The organism is Aminobacter aganoensis (assembly GCF_014206975.1).
In the GTDB taxonomy this organism is placed as follows: Bacteria; Pseudomonadota; Alphaproteobacteria; order Rhizobiales; family Rhizobiaceae; genus Aminobacter; species Aminobacter aganoensis.
On record NZ_JACHOU010000001.1, the window covers coordinates 416,257 to 434,057 of the forward strand.

Sequence of the window (17,801 nt, forward strand, 5' to 3'; positions counted from 1 at the left end):
TTTGTTCGCAAAATCCTCGAATTCAGGCTTGGCTCCTAGCATTTTTGCCCGTTGGGTCAAAGGCTTTATGACCCGTGGCTTGCGTCACGCCGGGCCCGGGGCTATCGGCTCTGGCAACGAAGAAACCCATGAAAGCGGCGCCATGTCCAAACCGATCATTGTTTTCGACCTCGACGGCACGCTCGTCGACACGGCGCCCGACCTGCTCGACAGCCTGAACCATACGCTCGTTGCAGGCGGCCTGTCCCAGGTCGACGACACCGCCTTCCGCCGCTTCGTCGGCCAGGGCGGGCGCGTGATGATCGAGCGGGCCTACACCGCCCAGCGCAAGCAGCAGCTCGCCGCCCTCGAGCACGACCGCCTGCACGATATCTTCCTCGATCACTACACGCTCAACATTCCGGGCCGCTCGCAGCCCTATCCCGGCGTCATTGCCGCCATGGATCGCTTTGCTTCGGCCGGCTACCTGCTCGCGGTCTGCACCAACAAGTATGAGACCCTCGCAACGGGCCTCATTCGGTCGCTGGGCCTGTCGGAGCGCTTCGCGGCGATCACCGGGCCCGAAACCTTCGGCATCCGCAAGCCGGACCCCCGCCACCTGACCGAAACCATCGCCAAGGCAGGCGGCGACGTGACGCGCGCTGTCATGGTCGGCGATTCGGTCACCGACATCGACACCGCCAAGGCAGCCGGCATCCCGGTCGTTGCCGTCGATTTCGGCTATACCGACCGTCACGTTAGCGAATACGAGCCTTCGGTTGTCATCTCGCACTATGACGAACTGACGCTTGGCATGGCTCAGAAGCTGATAGAAGCGGCAAGTCGCTAAAGCCGCCTTGACACCACTCCCGCCCCTCCACTATATCGCCCGGACGTTCGGCCCTCGGGCCTCGGACGGGCGATTAGCTCAGCGGGAGAGCACACCCTTCACACGGGTGGGGTCATAGGTTCAATCCCTATATCGCCCACCATTCCGCTTCACTGAAATTGCTCACATGATCATGCTGCACAGCGTTGCCGTGCGGCCTGCCTGTGCATTTCGGCGCTGCAAATGCATCCCGACAACGAATCCGTCATTCCCAGCCGGCAATCCGCAGGCAGGGAATCAAATGGCCCATTTCCGAAAATCAGATGCTCGGCGCCCTCGCCGCGTCGGTGCGGGTCATCGCGTCCTTGAGCCTGGCGTCGCGGTCGTAGACGTCGCCGAAATATTCAACCTTGCCGTCGAGCGTCGGCCAAGCCGTGAAATAGGCGACATAGACCGGGATCTTGCGCGTCACCTTCTCGAAGGAATGGCCCTGCTTCAGCTTGGCTGCTATATGGTCGACATCGGTGCCGAGCACGGCGGCCGCCATGCCGCGCGGATCCGAAAGCCGGATGCAGCCGTGGCTGAAGGCGCGGTTGTCGCGGTCGAACAGCGCCTTCTGTGGCGTGTCGTGCATGTAGATGGCGTGCTTGTTGGGGAACAGGATCTTGAGTTCGCCCAGCGCATTCGCCTCGCTCGGTGCCTGGCGCACGCTGAACGGCACCTTGGCGCCATACTGGCCCCAGTCGATCGACGACGACGGAATGCGCTTGCCGCGCGAATCGGTGACCTCGTAGCCGGCACGGTCGAGATAGCTCGGGTCGTTGCGCAGGCGCGGCAGCATCTCGTTGACGATGATCGACTGCGGCACGCCCCAATAGGGATTGTAGTCGACCTGCTCGATCTCATCCTGGAAGAAGCTGGTCTGGTTGGTGGTCTTGCCGATCACCGTCCGCATCTTGAGCTTCTCTGTGCCGCCGTCGATGTAGCTTGCGGTATAGGCCGGCTGGTTGATGAAGACGCGCGGGCTGCCGAGGTCGGAAGGCAGCCAGCGCAACTGCTCCAGCGCCACCAATACCTTGTCCAGGCGATCCGCCTTGGACGTGCCTGCGAGCGTCGCCACTGTGCGTGGTCCGACCACGCCGTCGGGCTTCAACCCTGCCCGCTTCTGCACCGCCTCGATCACCGGCACCAGTTCAGGCACGTAGGTCTCGCTCGTGCCCAGCCTGGCAAGCGTCTCGCCGTAATCGCCGCCCATCTCGTCGTCGAGGTCGCGCGCGATCAGGTGCAGCAGCTTGGGCAGTTCCGGGCTGGTCTCGCCCGGCTTGAGCAGCAGCTTGGCATCGACGACGATGTCGTTTTCCTCGCTCGCCCGCAGCGCTTCCAGTTCGACGCGCAGCGCCTGGTATTCCGGGTTCTTCGGATGGTAGCCCTCCAGCAGGGCGCGCGCGTCCTGCGACTGGCTCAGGCTCTTCAGCACGCCGACCATGTCGAGCGGCTTGGCCGCGAAATCGTAGTAGCCGGAGATGCGGTTTGGATCGATGCGGCCGCCCTGCGCGTCATGTACGTAGCGCAGCACGCGGGCCGACATTGCCATTTCGAAACGGATCAGCGCCTTCAACCGGCCCGCGCTGTTGTCTGCAGCGAAGGCGGCTGGCGGCACCGCAACGGAATAGTCCGCCGGCATCAGCCCGTGGTTTGCCGCATCGCTCAAGCTGCGGATCGCGTCTTCGGCGCGGCTGTTGGCCGCCTGGCCGGTAACCCAGATGAATTCGGGATTGGCCGAATAATAGTCGAGCAGCGCCTTGGCGATCTCTTTTTCGGCGACGAGGTTGAAATCGCTCAGGCCGGCAAGCGCTTCACGAAACGCGGTGCCGGCGAGCGAGGGCTCCAGCGAAACCGATTGCGTGGTCGGCACCAGCTTGGCGAAGTCGACCGGCACCATCTGGTCTGTCTTGTAGGTATAATAGGACGGCGCGCTGATCCTGGCCGGCGCTGCCCGCTTCGGCGGCGCCTTGCGCGGCGGTGGCGGAAACTCGCCCTGGGGCTGCCTGTAGTTCCGGTTGTTGCCACCGAACAGGATGTCGAAGAAATTCTGCGCACCGGCCTGCGGCGCACCCATGGCGAGGCTGGCGGCCAAGGCGGCAAGTGGAAGAAAGATCGGCTTTTTCAGGAAAGAAAGCGTCATAAATTACCCATCCCCTGCCGGAATCGCTCTACGCACCGATGGAAGAATTCTTGTCACCCCATGTCGGATGTAAGGCGCTCCTCCATCGATTCATACCGATAACGTTAAGCTTTCATAAATTTCCCGGCAGCTGTTGCCGAACAGTTTCACATCATCGTGAGGCAGGCGGAGGGCTGGCACAATCCGATGCCAATGACAGGCGGCACGTCTTCATGCGAGAACTTCGCACTCCAAGACAAGTTGACGCGGGGTCAAGGTGAAACAGGGTTATCGCGAACTGCTCGACGAGGCCAACGCAGTGGTCGAAGTGGTCTCGCCCGAAGAAGCCGCGACCCTGCTCGACGACCCGGACACCGTGTTCGTCGACCTCCGAGACCCACGCGAGGTTCAGCGCGAAGGCCGGATACCGGGCGCGCAGCACTGTCCGCGCGGTATGCTGGAATTCTGGATCGACCCCGAGAGCCCCTACCACAAACCCTTCTTCTCGAGCGGCAAGAGCTTCGTGTTCTTCTGCGCCGGCGGCTGGCGTTCGGCACTTGCGGCCAAGACCGCGCAAGAGATGGGGCTGGAGCCGGTGCGCCATATCCTGGGCGGCTTCACCGCCTGGCGAAGCGCCGGCCTGCCGACCGAAACAGGCGAGAAAAAGGGCTGATCGCCACCATCGGCAAACAGCCGGGGCGACTAGGCAACGCTCTCGCGCGGCATTGCCAGGGCTTCGAGCAGCAGCGAGTTCCTGACAAAGCCGACGCCCTCCTCGACAACGCGGGCGTCTGACAGGATGCGCCGATGGCCGAGGCCTTCTGCCCAAAACAGCCGGACATGACGCCCGGCTCCGGCCATCGCCCGCGCGTCCTTGGCCGACACCTCCCTGTCGTCGGGAGCATGGATGACCAGAGTCGGAATGGCCAGGCGCATCAGCAGCCTCGAGCTGATGAATTGATGGATCGGCGTTCCGGTCACGCGTTCGACCTGACCCGCGATGGCCTGCTGCGTCCGGGCGCCCAGATTGACGTAGCGGCCGAAATCTTCGAACAGCCGTGGCATCGAATCGGGCGCGGCGATGAGCACCAGCCGGTTTGCCGAAAGCGGCGCAAATCCCTTGACGGTTCCTGCCGCGGCGTTGACTGCGACGGCGCCGCCGAAGGAATGGCCGACGATCGCCTCGAACGGCCCGAACCATTGGCCGGCGAGCGTGGCCGCCTCGACCGCCTTTGCCATGTCGAGCGCGCGGCCGAGCGAGCCGCCATGGCCGGGCAGGTCGAGCGAGACCACGCGATAGCCGGCGCTGCAGTAGCCCTCGATCAGCGCCCGCATGTATTCGGTGCGCGACCGCCAGCCATGGATGACAAGCACGGTTCCAGCCTGCCTTCCCTGGGACGGACGGAATTCATGCATGGCAACGCAGCCCGTCCGTGTCTTGATTCGGTGATGGCGTGCCTCGGCCATGAAGTCGGCAGCCCGGCCAATGGCCCGCCTTTCAGCCTCCGACAGCGACTTTTCGCTTGGCGTGCGCCGGAAAAGCTCGAATGCGGCGCGGCCGGCAAGCCGCGGCGAAACAACCTCGGCAGCCCCGAACAGCCGCCGGATGACCTTCAGCCCGATTGATGCCATAGTGCGCGCCCATCCATAAGTTCAATCATGAACATAATAGTTCAATCATGAACAATAAACAAGATTTGCCGTGGGAAAATCCGCGGTTCCGCAACTGGGTCGCGGTGGCGAAGGCGTGCCATTCGATGGAACGCGCCCTGGCGACCGCCTTGCAGCCCCACGATCTCAAGCCGGCGCAGCTGGATGTGCTGATGAATCTCTACCGGCATCCCGGCATGTCGCAGCACGACCTGGCGCGCAAGCTGCTGGTCGGCCGTTCGAACATCACCATGCTGCTGCCGCAGCTCGAGAAGCGCTCGCTGGTCAGTCGTGAGGCCGACGCCAAGGACAGGCGCATCATGCGTCTAACGCTGACTGCGGACGGCGAAGCTTTGCTGATGCGGGCGCTGAAGGCTTATGGCGCGCTGATCGAAAAGGCGATGAGCGCCTCGACGCCCGAGCAATGCGACCTGATCGGCGCGCATATGCTGCGTGTCGCCGATGCCCTGAAGGACTAGAGGGTTCAGGCGCTAGCCCGGGCCACGCGCCTGCCTCGCGGCGCATCGGCCTTGCCCAACGACCTGACATAACCGAGCACGGCGGCGCCGAGCCCAGTCGCCAGGATCCACCACGCCGGCCGGATCGAATAGGAAAATTGCAAGTTGGCCGAAAGCACGCGGCCGGGCGGCACCCCTGTTGCCAACCCATACCAGGCCGCCTCGACGGCGACGGTCGCGAGCGCTGCGGCCACGGCGATTGCGATCAACACCCACGGCGACGTCAGGCCCAGGCCGCGCCAATGCGCCAGCCGATAGAACATCAGCAGCATGAAGAAACCGGCCATCAGCGTCGGCTCGTAGACATCGGCCTTCGATTGCATGAAGAAATGCAGCGCCGCCAGGATGCCTATGCCGTAGACGATCTTGTGCAGGCGGTTCCAGTTGCGCCCGAGCTTGCTGATCGCCGCATCGGTGGAGGTCGCACCAAGCGCAACGAGGCCAAGCAATGCGACGAAGCCGATCGTCAGGTAGATGCGCAGCGCGATTTCGCTGACAACGCGCGCAACGTTCCAGTTCTGGTCGAAGAAGTAGAGGACGAGGTGGCCAAGCGCGTAGCAGAGCGCGGCGACACCGAGCATCCGGCGGATGAGGATGAGCTTCGGCCATTGGCCGATGCGCCGCAGCGGCGTAACCGCCAGCGACAACAGCAGGAAGCGGATCGCCCAGTCGCCGGTGTGATGGATGGCCGCCGTGAACGGTCGCGGGCCGAGCAGGCCCCCGGTCGGCGCTGCCGACGGGAACCCTGTCGCGGCGTAGTAGGCCAGAAGCAGCGCCGGCACGAGCGTTCCCACGAACGCGGCAGCCTTCAGCGGCGACAGTTTTCCGGCGCGGTCGGTCCAGGGCTTCATGCGACAAGTGGCTCCAGCAGCTTTGCCGGGTATACGTGGCGAAAGCCGCAAAAGTTACCTTAGCACGATCACGTTGTGTTGAGCCGCAAGGCCGCAACTCAAGCCAGCTGGGGCTACCACATCGACTTCTTGGCGCGCTCCGGCCATTCGCGATCATATGTTTCGCCGTCGATGCCGTCCCGGCTGGTGACGGCGAGGATCTGTCCGGGGGTTGGCAGCGTCTTCGGGTCGACGTGCCTTTCCGGATTCCACAAATCGGACCGGACGATCGCGCGGGCGCACTGGAAATAGACCGACTGGACCTCGATGACAGTGACCGAGCGAGCCGGCTTGCCCTCGACGGTGAACGACGCGCAGCGCTTGGCATCGACGGTGACATGGGCACGGCCGTTGACGCGCAGCGTGGTGCCCGAGCCTGGCACGAGAAACAGCAATGCCACGCGGGGGTCGCGGATGATGTTTCTCAGCGAGTCGGCACGGTTGTTGCCGCGCCGATCAGGCATCATCAGCGTGCGTGGGTCGTGGATGCGCACGAAGCCGGCAAGATCGCCGCGCGGCGAGCAATCGAGCCCCTCCGGTCCGCTGGTCGCCAGCGAAACGAAAGGCGAAGCCTCGATGAAGGCGGCATATTCGGGGATGATGTGGTCGAGTTCCTTGACCAGCGACGTTTCGCCGGGAAGCCCGTACAACGCTTCAAGCTGCTCAATCGTCGAGATGACCGACATCACCCTGCCCTCAGTTTCCGCTCCCTTTAGCCAGACCATGTGAAAGGCCGACGACAGGCCTATCGATCGCGGCTCATGCCCTTCTGGGCAAGCTCGTCGAGATATTCCTGCCAGCGCCTGTCCTTCTCGTGGCCGAGCGTGTGGAGGTAGTTCCAGGTGAAGATGCCGGTGTCGTGGAAATCGTCGAAGGTGATGCGCACCGCGTAATTGCCCACCGGCTCGATCTTGAGGATCGCGACGTTCTTCTTGCCGGGCACGGTCACCCGCTGCTCCGGCGAATGGCCCTGCACTTCCGCCGAGGGCGAAAGCACGCGCAGCAATTCGGCCGGCAGTTCGAACGGCCGGTGATCGGGAAAGGTCACCGTCAACAGCTTGCGGTCTTTGGCGACCCGGAGTTCCTTCGGCGCGGTCATGGCAATTCCTGTGTTGGCTGACCTTCCCTACCCCGCTTCGAAGCGCACGAAAAGCCGTAACCGGCGGCTCGCTGGCGTCAGCGGCGGATTCTACCCTGAGGCAATAATGTTGATCTTGATTGACAGCTCGCGCCTCACGACATAGCCCTATTATGGAGGGCGCGCAGAGGCCTTCGAATGGGAACGGAAGCGCAGCGCATGGACATGATCGATCCTTTCGGTCGCTCGATCAGCTACCTTCGCGTGTCGGTTACGGACCGCTGCGATTTCCGTTGCACCTATTGCATGGCCGAAGACATGGCCTTCCTGCCCAAGAAAGACCTGTTGTCGCTCGAGGAAATCGACCGGCTCTGCACCGTATTCATCCAAAAGGGCGTCAAGAAGCTGCGCCTGACCGGCGGCGAACCGCTGGTTCGCAAGAACATCATGTACCTCGTCCGCCAGTTGTCGCGTCACCTCGACAGCGGTGCGCTCGAAGAGTTGACGCTGACCACCAACGGCTCGCAACTGTCGCGCTTCGCCAGGGAACTCGCCGATTGCGGCGTCAAGCGCATCAATGTGTCGCTCGACACGCTCGACGCCGACAAGTTTCACACCATCACGCGATGGGGCAACCTCGCCAAGGTGATGGAAGGCATCGACGCTGCCCAGGCCGCCGGCCTGCACATCAAGCTCAATGCCGTGGCGCTCAAGGGCTTCAACGACCTCGAAATCCCCGAAATGCTGCGTTGGGCCAACGGCCGCGGCATGGACCTGACCGTCATCGAGACCATGCCGATGGGCGAGATCGATGGCGACCGCACCGACCAGTACCTGCCGCTGTCACTGCTCCGGGCCAATCTCGAGCGTCAGTTCACGCTGACCGACATTCCGTTCAAGACCGGCGGCCCAGCGCGTTATGTGCAGGTCGCCGAGACCGGCGGCCGGCTCGGATTCATCACGCCGATGACGCATAATTTCTGCGAGAGCTGCAACCGCGTGCGGCTGACCTGCACCGGTACGCTCTACATGTGCCTAGGCCAGAACGACGACGCCGACCTCAGGGCGCCGTTGCGTGCGTCCGAGGGCAACGAGCTCCTGTCGAACGCCATCGACGAGGCGATCGGCCGCAAGCCCAAGGGTCACGACTTCGTCATTGACCGCCGAACCAACCGACCGGCCGTCTCGCGCCATATGAGCGTGACCGGCGGCTGAGCGGATCGGCATCCACCGCATAGGCAAGACTGGTTTCCTCGAGGGGTACAGTTGGCATGGCTTACCGGCTCGCAACGGCGCTGTCCGCCATCTTGCTCGCATTTCCGTTGGCCTCATCCGCGATGGCCGAGCCGTTCATCTACACCAATGCCCGCTTCGGCACGTCGGTAACGTTCCCGCTCGAGGTCTTCACCAGCCGAGCCGGGGAGCCGGCCAACGGCGACGGCATGACCTTCCTGGCCCCCGATGGCGCGAGCCTTGCCGTCTACGGGTCCAACAATGCCCTCGACCAGACACCCGAACAGCTGGCCGACTTCAGCTCCGAAGGCGTGACGATCACCTATCGCAAGGTCGGCAAGGATTGGGTCGTGCTCTCGGGGCACGACGGGCCTGACATCTTCTATCACCGCCTGGAGTTCGGCCGCGACGGCGTCATCCATGCGTTCCTGCTCAAATACCCTGCCACCACGCGGTCGAAATACGACCCGCTCGTTCGCGCGATCGCCGACAGCCTCGTCGGGCCGTGATGACGTAGCAGCCACTGGTCCATGTGTTTGCCATTGCTGTTTCGCGCACCAATGCTAAAGCCGTAGGCAACAGCAGCAACGGAAAGCCCAAGTGCCACTTTCCTCGAATGTCCGCGGCGCCATGTTCATGGTGGTCGCAATGGCCGCCTTCACCTTCAACGACACGCTGAGCAAGCTCGCCGCCCAGACCATCAATCCGGGCCAGCTCATGCTGGTGCGCGGGCTGTTCGCCACCACGTTGATCAGCCTGCTGGCCTGGCAGCAGGGCGCGCTGAAGGGCGCGGGCCAGTTCTGGCATCCGATGGTGTTCCTGCGCCTTGTCGGCGAGGTTGGCGCAACCGTGTGTTTTCTCGCCACCCTGCCGCATCTGCCGCTGGCAAACATCTCGGCCGTGCTGCAGGCGCTGCCGCTGGCGGTCACCATGGGTGCGGCGCTGTTCCTCGGCGAAGGCGTGGGCTGGCGCCGCTGGCTCGCCATCGTCGCCGGTTTCAGCGGCGTGCTGATCATCGTGCGACCGGGCTTCGACGGCTTCAACGCCTTTTCCCTGCTGGCTCTGCTTTCGGTCGCCTTCTGCGCCGTGCGCGACCTGGCGACGCGCAAGATCCCCGATCACGTCCCGTCCCTGTTCGTCTCCACGGTCACCACCATCGTCATTACCGTCACGGGAGCGCTGACGATCGTGCCTTTCGGCGGCTGGGTGCCGATGACGTCCGAGCTCGTCCTCTACCTCGCCGGCGCCGCAGTCCTGGTCCTGTTCGGCTACCAGTTCGTCATCATGGCCATGCGCGAAGGCGAAATCTCCTTCATCGCACCCTTCCGCTACACGGCGCTGATTTGGGCGATCACGCTCAGCGTCGTCGTCTTCCGCGACATCCCCGACCTTGCCATGATAGCCGGGGCCGCGGTCATCGTCGCATCGGGCCTCTATTCGCTTTACCGCGAGCGCATCGTCGGCAAGGCCCGGCCGGCGGCCGAGAGCACCAGCGCCTCGATGGCGCCCGACGGGATCTGAGAGCATGGCAGGGCAGATCGCAGGCCTCATCCTCGCCGGCGGCCGTTCGAGCCGGATGGGCGGCACCGACAAGACGCTGTTGCCGCTCGGCGGGCGCCCTATGGTGGTCCGTGTGCTCGATCGTCTTCAGCCCCAGGCCGCTCCGATCGCCATCAACACGAACGCCGACGCCGCGCTCTTTGCCAATTTCGGCGCCGACATCGTCGCCGACACGATCGCCGGCCACCAGGGCCCGCTGGCGGGAATTCTCGCCGGGCTGGAATGGGCGGCACAAAAACCCGGCGTCAGCCACCTCCTCAGCGTCGCCGGCGACACACCGTTCTTTCCGGCCGACCTTGCCGTCCAACTGGCATCCAGAGGAGACCACGGCGCCGTTGCCGCTTCGAACGGGCGCATGCACCCCACTTTCGCGCTGTGGCCGCTGTCGCTGCGCGATGGCCTTGCGGCGTTTCTTGAAAGTGGCGATACCCGCCGGGTGATGACGTTCATCGAACAGGCGGGCCTGTACGTGGTGGACTTTCCCACCGTGCCGTTCGGGGCGGGAACCGTCGACCCATTCTTCAACATCAATACGCCCGGGGACCTCGCAGAGGCCGAACGGATTCTGGACGGAGCCAACTGATGGCGCATCGCGTATTCGGCATCACCGGCTGGAAGAACTCCGGCAAGACGACGCTGACCGAGCGTCTGGTCAGCGAACTGGCCGGGCGCGGCTGGAAGGTGTCGACCATCAAGCACGCGCACCATGACTTCGACATCGACAAGCCCGGCGCCGACAGCTTCCGCCACCGCGAGGCCGGCGCGACGGAAGTCGCCATCGTTTCGGGCCGGCGCTGGGCGCTGATGCACGAGCTGCGCGGCGAGGACGAGCCGACGCTGGACGAGGTATTGGCAAGGCTCGGCCCATGCGACCTGGTGTTGATCGAGGGCTACAAGCGCGAAAACCATCTCAAGATCGAGGCGCGGCGGCTGGAGGCGAAAGACCGTTCGCCGCTGACCGCCAAGGACCCCGCAATCGTCGCCATAGCTTCGGATCATCCCGTCGAGGGCGAGCAGGTGCCGGTGTTCGGCATCGACGACATCAAGTCGATCGCCGACTTCGTCGAAGCAAGATCGGGCCTCGGCAAACGCTGACGCAGCGTCACCGGAGATGTTCACAACAGGCGCTGCAACAACCCTTTTTGCCATTGATTTTCAACTGAAAAGAGTGGGAGTATCCGCCCCATCGGCGGAAATTCTCCGCTCAACGGCCGAAGGGACGGAACCGGCCGAAAGCGAAAAAAGAGAGGAACACTATGGGTATTTCCATGCGTATCGCCCTGGCAGCATCGGCTGCACTTGCCCTGACCATCGGCATGGCCCAGGCGCAGGAGAAATCGATCAAGATCGCCACCGAAGGCGCATACCCTCCCTACAACAGCCTGACGTCCGACGGTAAGCTTGTCGGCTTCGACGTCGACATCGCCAATGCGCTCTGCGAGGAGATGAAGGCGAAGTGCGAGATCGTCGCCCAGGAATGGGACGGCATGATCCCCGCCCTGCAGGCCGGCAAGTTCGACGCCATCATCGCCCAGATGTCGATCACCCCGGAACGCAAGGAGAAAATCGACTTCTCCAAGAAGTACATCAACACGCCGGCCGTGATCGCCGCCGCCAAGGACAGCGACATCAAGGGCGTGACCAAGGAAGACCTCGCCGGCAAGACGATCGGCGTCCAGGGATCGACCATTCACTACAACTACGCCGAGAAGGTCTTCACCGACAGCGAGATCAAGTCGTACCCGACCGCCGAAGAATACAAGCTCGACATGGCCAATGGCCGTCTCGATGCGGTCAGCGACGACGCCGTGACCATGGGCAACTGGCTGGAGACGGCTGATGGCGCCTGCTGCAAGATCGTCGGCACGATTCCGAACATGCCCGAAATCCACGGCGATGGCGCCGGCGTCGGCGTCCGCAAGGGCGACACCGCTTTGGCCGATCAGTTCACCGCAGCGATCGCGGCTATTCGCGCTAACGGAAAGTACAAGGAAATCAACGACAAGTACTTCAAGTTCGACGTTTATGGCGATTGAGCCGCCATTGGCTTGAAAACGGATCAGGCGGCGGGACAAGTTCCCGCCGTTTGGCTAACATGGACATAACAACAAGCCGTCATCAAAGGCGGCGGCACTCCGGCCACCGGAGGCCAAAGGGGACAGCCGACCGATGCAAAGCGTCTGGGCGCTTCTGAGTTTCGGACCCGACGGGTGGGGCGACGATCTTGCCTATGGCGTGCTCGTCACCGTTTCGCTCGCGCTGGTCACATTGCCGCTCGGGCTTCTGATCGGTTTCCTGGTGGCGCTCGCCAAGCAATCCGGCGAAGCGTCGATGAGGCTCGCCGGCAACATCTACACGACCATCTTTCGCGGCCTTCCGGAACTGCTGACGCTGTTCCTGGTGTTCTACGGCGCGCAGATCGGCGTCCAGCAGCTGGTGCGGCTGGTGCGGCCCGAAGCGGTCGTCGAGATCAACAGCTTCGTCGCCGGAATGATCGCGCTCGGCGTGGTGTTCTCCTCCTACGCCAGCGAGGTTTTCCTTTCCGCCTTCCGCGCCATCCCCAGGGGCCAGTATGAAGGCGGCTATTCCGTCGGGCTGTCGTCGCGCCAGACCATGCGGCTGGTGATCCTGCCGCAACTGGTCCGCATCGCCCTTCCCGGCCTGTCCAATCTCTGGCTCATCCTGCTCAAGGACACCGCACTCGTCTCGGCCATCGGCCTGACCGACATCGTGCGCCAGAGCAGCATCGCCGCCCGCGTCACCAAGCACGCATTCATGTTTTTCGGCGTCGCCTGCCTCATCTACCTGGCGCTTGCCATCATCTCGTCCTTCGGCATCGGCGCCATCGAACGCTGGGTCGGCAAGCGGGAGGCGCAACGATGAGCGCGTCCAGCGATACGGCCGTCAAGGTCCAGCGCCCACCGTCACCGCCGCGCGGCTGGTCCCGCGAGCGCATCATGGGCTGGGCCCTGGTCGGGCTTTGGTCTGCCCTCGCCCTCAGCCTTGTCGTCTATCTGTTCCGCGCCTGGAACCCCGAACTCTTCGCCAAATACGCGCCGTCTTATCTCTCCGGCCTGCGCGTCACGCTGACGCTCGTCGCGGTGTCGATCGTGCTGGGCGCCATCCTGTCGCTGCCGATCTGCTACGCCCGCATGTCGAAGAACCGGGTGCTGAACGCAATTTCCTACGGCTACGTCTATTTCTTCCGCGGCACGCCGCTGCTCGCCCAGACCTTCCTGATCTATTACGGCTTCGGATCCTTCAGGCCCCAGCTCGAGGCGATCGGCCTGTGGAGCTTCTTCCGCGAGGCCTGGTATTGTGCTGTCTTCGCCTTCGCGCTCAATACCGCGGCCTATCAGGCCGAGATCCTGCGGGGCGCCATCGAAAGCGTCGGAAAAGGCCAGTGGGAGGCGGCTTCCGCCCTTGGTCTGTCGAAACTGCAGACGCTCTACAAGATCGTGCTGCCGCAAGCGCTGATCGTCGCCCTGCGGCCTTACGGCAACGAGGTCATCCTGATGATCAAGGGCTCGGCCATCGTCGCCATCATCACCGTCTACGACCTGATGGGCGAAACCCGCCGGGCATTCTCGCGCACTTTCGATTTCCAGACCTACCTTTGGGCGGCCCTGCTCTACCTGTCGCTGGTCGAGACATTGCGCCACCTTGTCGACTGGATCGAACGGCGCATCACGCGCCACCTGCATCGCTGACCTTGCGGCCGCTGGCCCAACCAGGATCGTCTTGACGAATTCGTCCGATGGCATAGACCACGGGCACCAGAACATTTGCACTTCGAAAGGGTGAGCCATGGCATCGGTCGCGTTCCTTGGTCTTGGAGTCATGGGCTATCCCATGGCGGGCCATCTCAAGAACAAGGGCGGGCACGACGTGACCGTCTACAACCGCACGGCGGCAAAGGCCCAGAAATGGGCCGACCAGCATGGCGGTGCGTTTGCGCCGACGCCGGCGGAAGCGGCCCGCGGCAAGGATTTCGTCTTCGCCTGCGTCGGCAATGATGACGACCTACGCGAAGTCACCATCGGTGCCCACGGTGCGTTCCAGTCGATGAACAAGGGCGCCGTATTCATCGACAACACCACGGCCTCGGCCGAAGTCGCCCGCGAACTCGACGCCGCAGCCCGGGCCGGCGGCTTCCATTTCCTCGACGCGCCGGTATCCGGCGGCCAGGCGGGAGCCGAGAATGGGATACTCACCGTCATGGTCGGCGGCGAACAGGACGCATTCGACCGCGCCAGGCCGATCATCGATTCCTTTGCCCGCATGGTCGGCCTGATGGGGCCGGCGGGTGCCGGTCAGTTGACCAAGATGATCAACCAAATCTGCATCGCGGGCCTCGTCCAGGGACTCGCCGAAGGCATCCATTTCGGCAAGAAGGCCGGTCTCGACATCGAGAAGGTCGTCGACGTCATCTCCAAGGGGGCCGCCGGCTCCTGGCAGATGGAGAACCGCCACAAGACCATGAATGCCGGCAACTACGATTTCGGCTTTGCCGTCGACTGGATGCGCAAGGACCTCGGCATCTGCCTCGACGAGGCCGACCGCAACGGCGCCAGGCTGCCGGTGACCGCCCTCGTCGACCAGTTCTACAAGGACGTGCAGGCCATGGGCGGCAAGCGCTGGGATACCTCGTCGCTGCTCGCCCGCCTCGAGAAATAGCGTCGCGACATGGCGCTGTCGCCGGCATCGACCGCCGAGGAGATAGCAGCGCATCTGCTCACGCTCGCCTCGGAGGAAAAACGGGCCGGAATGGCGCGTTTCGGCATCGCCACCGACCGCGCCCTCGGCATCCCGAATGCCGTACTCAACCCGATCGCGCGACAGCTAAAGCGCGATCATGCCAGGTCGGCGGCCCTATGGACCACTGACCTCCGCGAGGCGCGCCTGCTGGCGATCCTGACCGACGAGCCTTCGCGGGTGACGAGGCCCCAGATCGACGCCATGGCGGCGGAGTTCGACAGCTGGGAGATCGTCGACCATGCCGCGCACCTCATTTGCGAGGCCAAGCTCGCCCACGAGATCATCCCGGCCTACGCCGCCGACCAACGCGAATTCATTCGCCGCACGGCCTTCTCGACCATCGCCACGGCAGCCATGCACCTGAAGAAGGAAACGGACGACACATTCGTCGCCTGGCTCGGACTGGTCGAGGCGCACGCGGGCGACGGCCGGAACTTCGTCAAGAAGGCGGTCAATTGGGCACTCAGGCAGGTCGGCAAGCGCTCACTTGCGCTCCACCCGCCGACACTGGCATTGGCGGAAAAACTGGCGGCATCACCCGACAAGACGGCAAGATGGATTGGCAAGGACGCAGTGCGCGAACTCACCGATCCCAGGACGCTCGAGCGATTGAACGCAAAGAAGCGCTGATCACGCTGCCGACGCGCCGCTTTCCTTGTCGAGAACCATGTAATCGAGCGGCATCTCGGTCGTGTACTTGATCTGCTCCATGGCGAAGGACGACGACACGTCGCGGATCTCGATCTTGGCGATCAGCCGCTTGTAGAAGGCGTCGTAGGCGGCGATGTCGGGCACGACCACGCGCAGCAGGTAATCGACGTCGCCGCTCATGCGGTAGAATTCGATCACCTCGGGGAATTCCTGGATCACTTCGGAGAATCGGCGCAGCCATTCGTGGCTGTGCGAATTGGTGCGGATCGCCACGAAGACGGTGACACGCGCATTGATCTTCTCGGGGTCGAGCAGTGCAACGCGGCGCTTGATGACGCCTTCTTCCTCAAGCTTCTGGATGCGGCGCCAGCACGGCGTGGTGGACAGTCCGACTTTCTTGGCGACGTCGGCGACGGCCAGTGTCGCGTCCTCCTGGAGGAGGCGAAGAATTTTCCTGTCGAGGCGGTCCATATGCGGGCTCCGTTAGAAAAGGTTCGCCATAATCCTTTCATTTACCACATCATACAAGAAAGGAATTCTCCACGCACCTGGCATCTTCGGTATTGATTTCTATTTCGTCGGGCCGAGACGATTTCGGATTTCTGCCTTGAGAAAAGGCAGCAATTCCATTTCGAACCAGGGATTCCGCTTGGCCCAAGCGAAGGTACGCCAGGAGGGATGCGGCAAGGGCAGCAGATGCGGCGATGACGAACGCTCCCAGATGCCGCGCCAGCCAGCCACGGTTTCAGTCAGCGTGCCGGCGCGCGTGTTCCCGAGATGCCATCGCTGCGCATACTGACCGACGGCCAGAACGAGGTCGACCTGCGGCATCAGCGCCATCAGTCGGGCTCGCCACGCCGGCGCGCACTCCCGCCGCGGCGGCAGGTCCCCGCCCTTGGCATCCTGCCCGGGAAAGCAGAAGCCCATCGACACGATGGCAAACTTGGCCGGATCATAGAACTCCTCCGAACTGGCTCCCAGCCAGTCCCGCAGCCTGTCGCCGGAGGCGTCGGTGAAGGGCGCGCCGCTCAGGTGCACCTTGGTGCCGGGTGCCTGTCCGGCGATCAGTATCCGTGCCGTGGCAGACGGCCTCACCACAGGCCTGGGCTCATGCGGCATGGGCTTGCCCACAGGGTGCTCGACGCAGATGCGGCAGGCCATGATCTCGCTGAACAGGCGGTCGAGTTCCAGAGACATGATCAGGCGCCGGCGCTGGGCCGCGCCGCGAGTGCCCGATACCAGCGCCAGACGTTGGAAAGTTCTTCCGGAACGACGATCCGCGCGGGCTTCATGAAATCGATGGCAATCAGGCCGGTGATGTCGGCGATGGAATAGCTGTCGCCGGCTGCGAATTCGCGACCGCCGAGTTCCCTGTCGAGAAGCGCCAGGAATGCAAGAACCTTGGGTTTGTTCGCCTCGCCCCACTCGGGCACCTGCGGCACCTCCCATTCCCTCATGGCCGGATGGATGTGGCGGAACGCAAAACCCACCGGCAGGAACAGGTTGAGCTCGATGCGCCTCTGCCACATCTCGACCAGCGCCTTGCCCACGGCGCCACGACCGAACAGGGCAGGCTCGGTATGGAATTCCTCGAAGTAGCGGCAGATCGCGATCGATTCGGTGAGGATCGTGCCGTCGTCCAGTTCGAGCACAGGCAGGCGCTGTAGCGGATTGCGCGAGGAAACGTCTTCCTTCCTGTGCTCCATCGCGCCCATGTCGACGCGGACCATGGGCACTTCGATGCCTTTCTCCGCAAGGAACACACGGACACGCCTGGGGTTCGGCGCACGCCCTCCGTCAAACAGCTTCATCGGCTCCTCCCCGTGATTGCACTGCCCGGACTATAAGCCCCAAGCTACGAGAACCGAAAGATTTCCCGCAGCCAGTTGAGGATACGTCCGTAGCTGCCATGTTCGGCCTCGGCCATCGTTCCATGCATGGTGCGCCAGTCGCGCGGGCGGTCGAACTTACCAGCCCAAAGCCCTCTGCGACCGCGCCGCGCCGCCGCCTCTTCAGCCTCGTAGCCGCCATAGGCGACGGCCCAGCCGGCATCCACCTGGGCACGATTGAGATCGGTGCTGCCGACACTGCATTCTCCAAGCAACCGTCCGTACTTGTCGCGCTCCCAACCGGTGCAGGTCACCTGGCGTCCGGCGACAAGCCTGGACAACGCCTCGCGCGAGCGCTTGCCGCACGGGTACTCGGCCCCGTCCTTCCTGCAGACCTGGCCGAATTCCGGCGCATCGATACCGCGCAGGCGGATACGCTCGCTGCCAAGCGTGATCGAATCGCCATCGTTGATGACCGCCGCACCCTGGGTGCTGCGCGTTTCGAACCGGTCCAGCCGCGCCGAAACAAGGAGCAGCAACCCCATCACCGCTGCTGCCAGCAAATAGTCGGCAAGCTTGCGCCAGCGGCTGCGCGGGCGCCTGAAATACCGCTGCCGCGGCCTGCCCGGCCACGAACGGCTCATATGGCAAACAATCCCTTA

The 17,801-nt window shown here is 63.6% G+C and carries 22 protein-coding genes and 1 tRNA gene; 14 read left to right on the forward strand and 9 right to left on the reverse strand.

From position 1 onward, the window contains the following. The first annotated feature begins 142 nt into the window (after positions 1–142). Positions 143–829, forward strand: a complete 687-nt coding sequence (locus GGR00_RS01995) for a phosphoglycolate phosphatase (RefSeq protein ID WP_184697508.1) — start codon at positions 143–145, stop codon at positions 827–829. A 67-nt stretch (positions 830–896) separates the two neighbouring features. Beyond that, positions 897–971 (forward strand) — tRNA-Val (locus GGR00_RS02000). A gap of 156 nt (positions 972–1,127) precedes the next feature. On the opposite strand, the gene GGR00_RS02005 is transcribed toward GGR00_RS02000, so the two are convergent. Next, a complete protein-coding gene (locus GGR00_RS02005; RefSeq protein WP_184697511.1) occupies positions 1,128–2,993 on the reverse strand; it encodes a L,D-transpeptidase family protein in 1,866 nt (621 codons plus the stop codon). Positions 2,994–3,249: 256 nt separating this feature from the next. Between GGR00_RS02005 and GGR00_RS02010 the strand changes: the two genes are divergently transcribed. Then, positions 3,250–3,645 (forward strand): rhodanese-like domain-containing protein, encoded by a 396-nt coding sequence (locus tag GGR00_RS02010; protein ID WP_184697513.1) that lies wholly within the window; start codon positions 3,250–3,252, stop codon positions 3,643–3,645. Between the two features lie 29 nt (positions 3,646–3,674). On the opposite strand, the gene GGR00_RS02015 is transcribed toward GGR00_RS02010, so the two are convergent. Continuing rightward, positions 3,675–4,604: an alpha/beta hydrolase gene (locus tag GGR00_RS02015; protein WP_184697516.1), complete on the reverse strand. Its 930-nt coding sequence runs from the start codon at positions 4,602–4,604 to the stop codon at positions 3,675–3,677. A 47-nt stretch (positions 4,605–4,651) separates the two neighbouring features. On the opposite strand from GGR00_RS02015, the gene GGR00_RS02020 reads away from it, so the two are divergent. Further along, positions 4,652–5,101: a MarR family winged helix-turn-helix transcriptional regulator gene (locus GGR00_RS02020; protein ID WP_055977299.1), complete on the forward strand. Its 450-nt coding sequence runs from the start codon at positions 4,652–4,654 to the stop codon at positions 5,099–5,101. Between the two features lie 5 nt (positions 5,102–5,106). On the opposite strand, the gene GGR00_RS02025 is transcribed toward GGR00_RS02020, so the two are convergent. The 3 genes from GGR00_RS02025 to GGR00_RS02035 all read right to left on the reverse strand — a co-directional run bounded on the left by GGR00_RS02025 (position 5,107) and on the right by GGR00_RS02035 (position 7,129). After that, positions 5,107–5,991, reverse strand: a complete 885-nt coding sequence (locus tag GGR00_RS02025) for a protein-methionine-sulfoxide reductase heme-binding subunit MsrQ (protein ID WP_055977302.1) — start codon at positions 5,989–5,991, stop codon at positions 5,107–5,109. A 113-nt stretch (positions 5,992–6,104) separates the two neighbouring features. Beyond that, positions 6,105–6,716, reverse strand: coding sequence for a pyridoxamine 5'-phosphate oxidase family protein (locus GGR00_RS02030; RefSeq protein ID WP_184697519.1), 612 nt, complete (start codon positions 6,714–6,716; stop codon positions 6,105–6,107). 59 nt (positions 6,717–6,775) lie between these two features. Further along, positions 6,776–7,129 carry a gamma-butyrobetaine hydroxylase family protein gene (locus GGR00_RS02035; protein ID WP_210314936.1) on the reverse strand — a complete coding sequence of 118 codons (354 nt, stop codon included), beginning with the start codon at positions 7,127–7,129 and terminating at the stop codon, positions 6,776–6,778. Between the two features lie 198 nt (positions 7,130–7,327). Here GGR00_RS02035 and moaA point away from each other — a divergent pair, with 198 nt between their 5' ends. From moaA to GGR00_RS02085, 10 genes are all read left to right on the forward strand, one after another. Then, positions 7,328–8,323, forward strand: a complete 996-nt coding sequence (moaA, locus tag GGR00_RS02040; RefSeq protein WP_184697522.1) for a GTP 3',8-cyclase MoaA — start codon at positions 7,328–7,330, stop codon at positions 8,321–8,323. Between the two features lie 56 nt (positions 8,324–8,379). After that, positions 8,380–8,850 carry a hypothetical protein gene (locus GGR00_RS02045; protein ID WP_184697525.1) on the forward strand — a complete coding sequence of 157 codons (471 nt, stop codon included), beginning with the start codon at positions 8,380–8,382 and terminating at the stop codon, positions 8,848–8,850. 91 nt (positions 8,851–8,941) lie between these two features. Further along, positions 8,942–9,862 carry a DMT family transporter gene (locus tag GGR00_RS02050; RefSeq protein WP_055977311.1) on the forward strand — a complete coding sequence of 307 codons (921 nt, stop codon included), beginning with the start codon at positions 8,942–8,944 and terminating at the stop codon, positions 9,860–9,862. A 4-nt stretch (positions 9,863–9,866) separates the two neighbouring features. Then, positions 9,867–10,484, forward strand: a complete 618-nt coding sequence (mobA, locus tag GGR00_RS02055) for a molybdenum cofactor guanylyltransferase MobA (RefSeq protein WP_184697528.1) — start codon at positions 9,867–9,869, stop codon at positions 10,482–10,484. Further along, the gene (mobB, locus tag GGR00_RS02060) at positions 10,484–10,996 is read left to right on the forward strand and encodes a molybdopterin-guanine dinucleotide biosynthesis protein B (RefSeq protein ID WP_184697531.1); all 513 of its coding nucleotides are present in this window, start codon (positions 10,484–10,486) and stop codon (positions 10,994–10,996) included. The genes mobA and mobB overlap by 1 nt, the downstream gene beginning before the upstream one ends. 161 nt (positions 10,997–11,157) lie before the next feature. Then, on the forward strand, positions 11,158–11,937 hold the full coding sequence (locus GGR00_RS02065) for an ABC transporter substrate-binding protein (RefSeq protein WP_055977320.1): 780 nt from the start codon (positions 11,158–11,160) through the stop codon (positions 11,935–11,937). A gap of 133 nt (positions 11,938–12,070) precedes the next feature. Next, entirely contained in the window at positions 12,071–12,784 is a 714-nt protein-coding gene (locus GGR00_RS02070) for an ABC transporter permease (protein ID WP_055977323.1), read from the forward strand. Further along, entirely contained in the window at positions 12,781–13,611 is an 831-nt protein-coding gene (locus GGR00_RS02075) for an ABC transporter permease (RefSeq protein ID WP_184697534.1), read from the forward strand. Before GGR00_RS02070 ends, GGR00_RS02075 begins: the two co-directional genes overlap by 4 nt. Positions 13,612–13,708: 97 nt before the next feature. Continuing rightward, positions 13,709–14,578, forward strand: a complete 870-nt coding sequence (locus GGR00_RS02080; protein WP_184697537.1) for an NAD(P)-dependent oxidoreductase — start codon at positions 13,709–13,711, stop codon at positions 14,576–14,578. A 9-nt stretch (positions 14,579–14,587) separates the two neighbouring features. Continuing rightward, on the forward strand, positions 14,588–15,289 hold the full coding sequence (locus GGR00_RS02085; protein ID WP_184697540.1) for a DNA alkylation repair protein: 702 nt from the start codon (positions 14,588–14,590) through the stop codon (positions 15,287–15,289). Here the strand turns inward: GGR00_RS02085 and GGR00_RS02090 are convergent, their stop codons facing one another. The 4 genes from GGR00_RS02090 to GGR00_RS02105 all read right to left on the reverse strand — a co-directional run bounded on the left by GGR00_RS02090 (position 15,290) and on the right by GGR00_RS02105 (position 17,783). Then, the gene (locus GGR00_RS02090; protein ID WP_055977336.1) at positions 15,290–15,781 is read right to left on the reverse strand and encodes an Lrp/AsnC family transcriptional regulator; all 492 of its coding nucleotides are present in this window, start codon (positions 15,779–15,781) and stop codon (positions 15,290–15,292) included. 99 nt (positions 15,782–15,880) lie between these two features. After that, the gene (locus GGR00_RS02095; protein WP_184697543.1) at positions 15,881–16,507 is read right to left on the reverse strand and encodes a uracil-DNA glycosylase family protein; all 627 of its coding nucleotides are present in this window, start codon (positions 16,505–16,507) and stop codon (positions 15,881–15,883) included. Positions 16,508–16,509: 2 nt separating this feature from the next. Then, positions 16,510–17,121 carry a glutathione S-transferase gene (locus tag GGR00_RS02100; RefSeq protein ID WP_184697546.1) on the reverse strand — a complete coding sequence of 204 codons (612 nt, stop codon included), beginning with the start codon at positions 17,119–17,121 and terminating at the stop codon, positions 16,510–16,512. Positions 17,122–17,165: 44 nt separating this feature from the next. Further along, positions 17,166–17,783 carry a thermonuclease family protein gene (locus GGR00_RS02105; RefSeq protein WP_184697549.1) on the reverse strand — a complete coding sequence of 206 codons (618 nt, stop codon included), beginning with the start codon at positions 17,781–17,783 and terminating at the stop codon, positions 17,166–17,168. Positions 17,784–17,801: the final 18 nt, after the last annotated feature.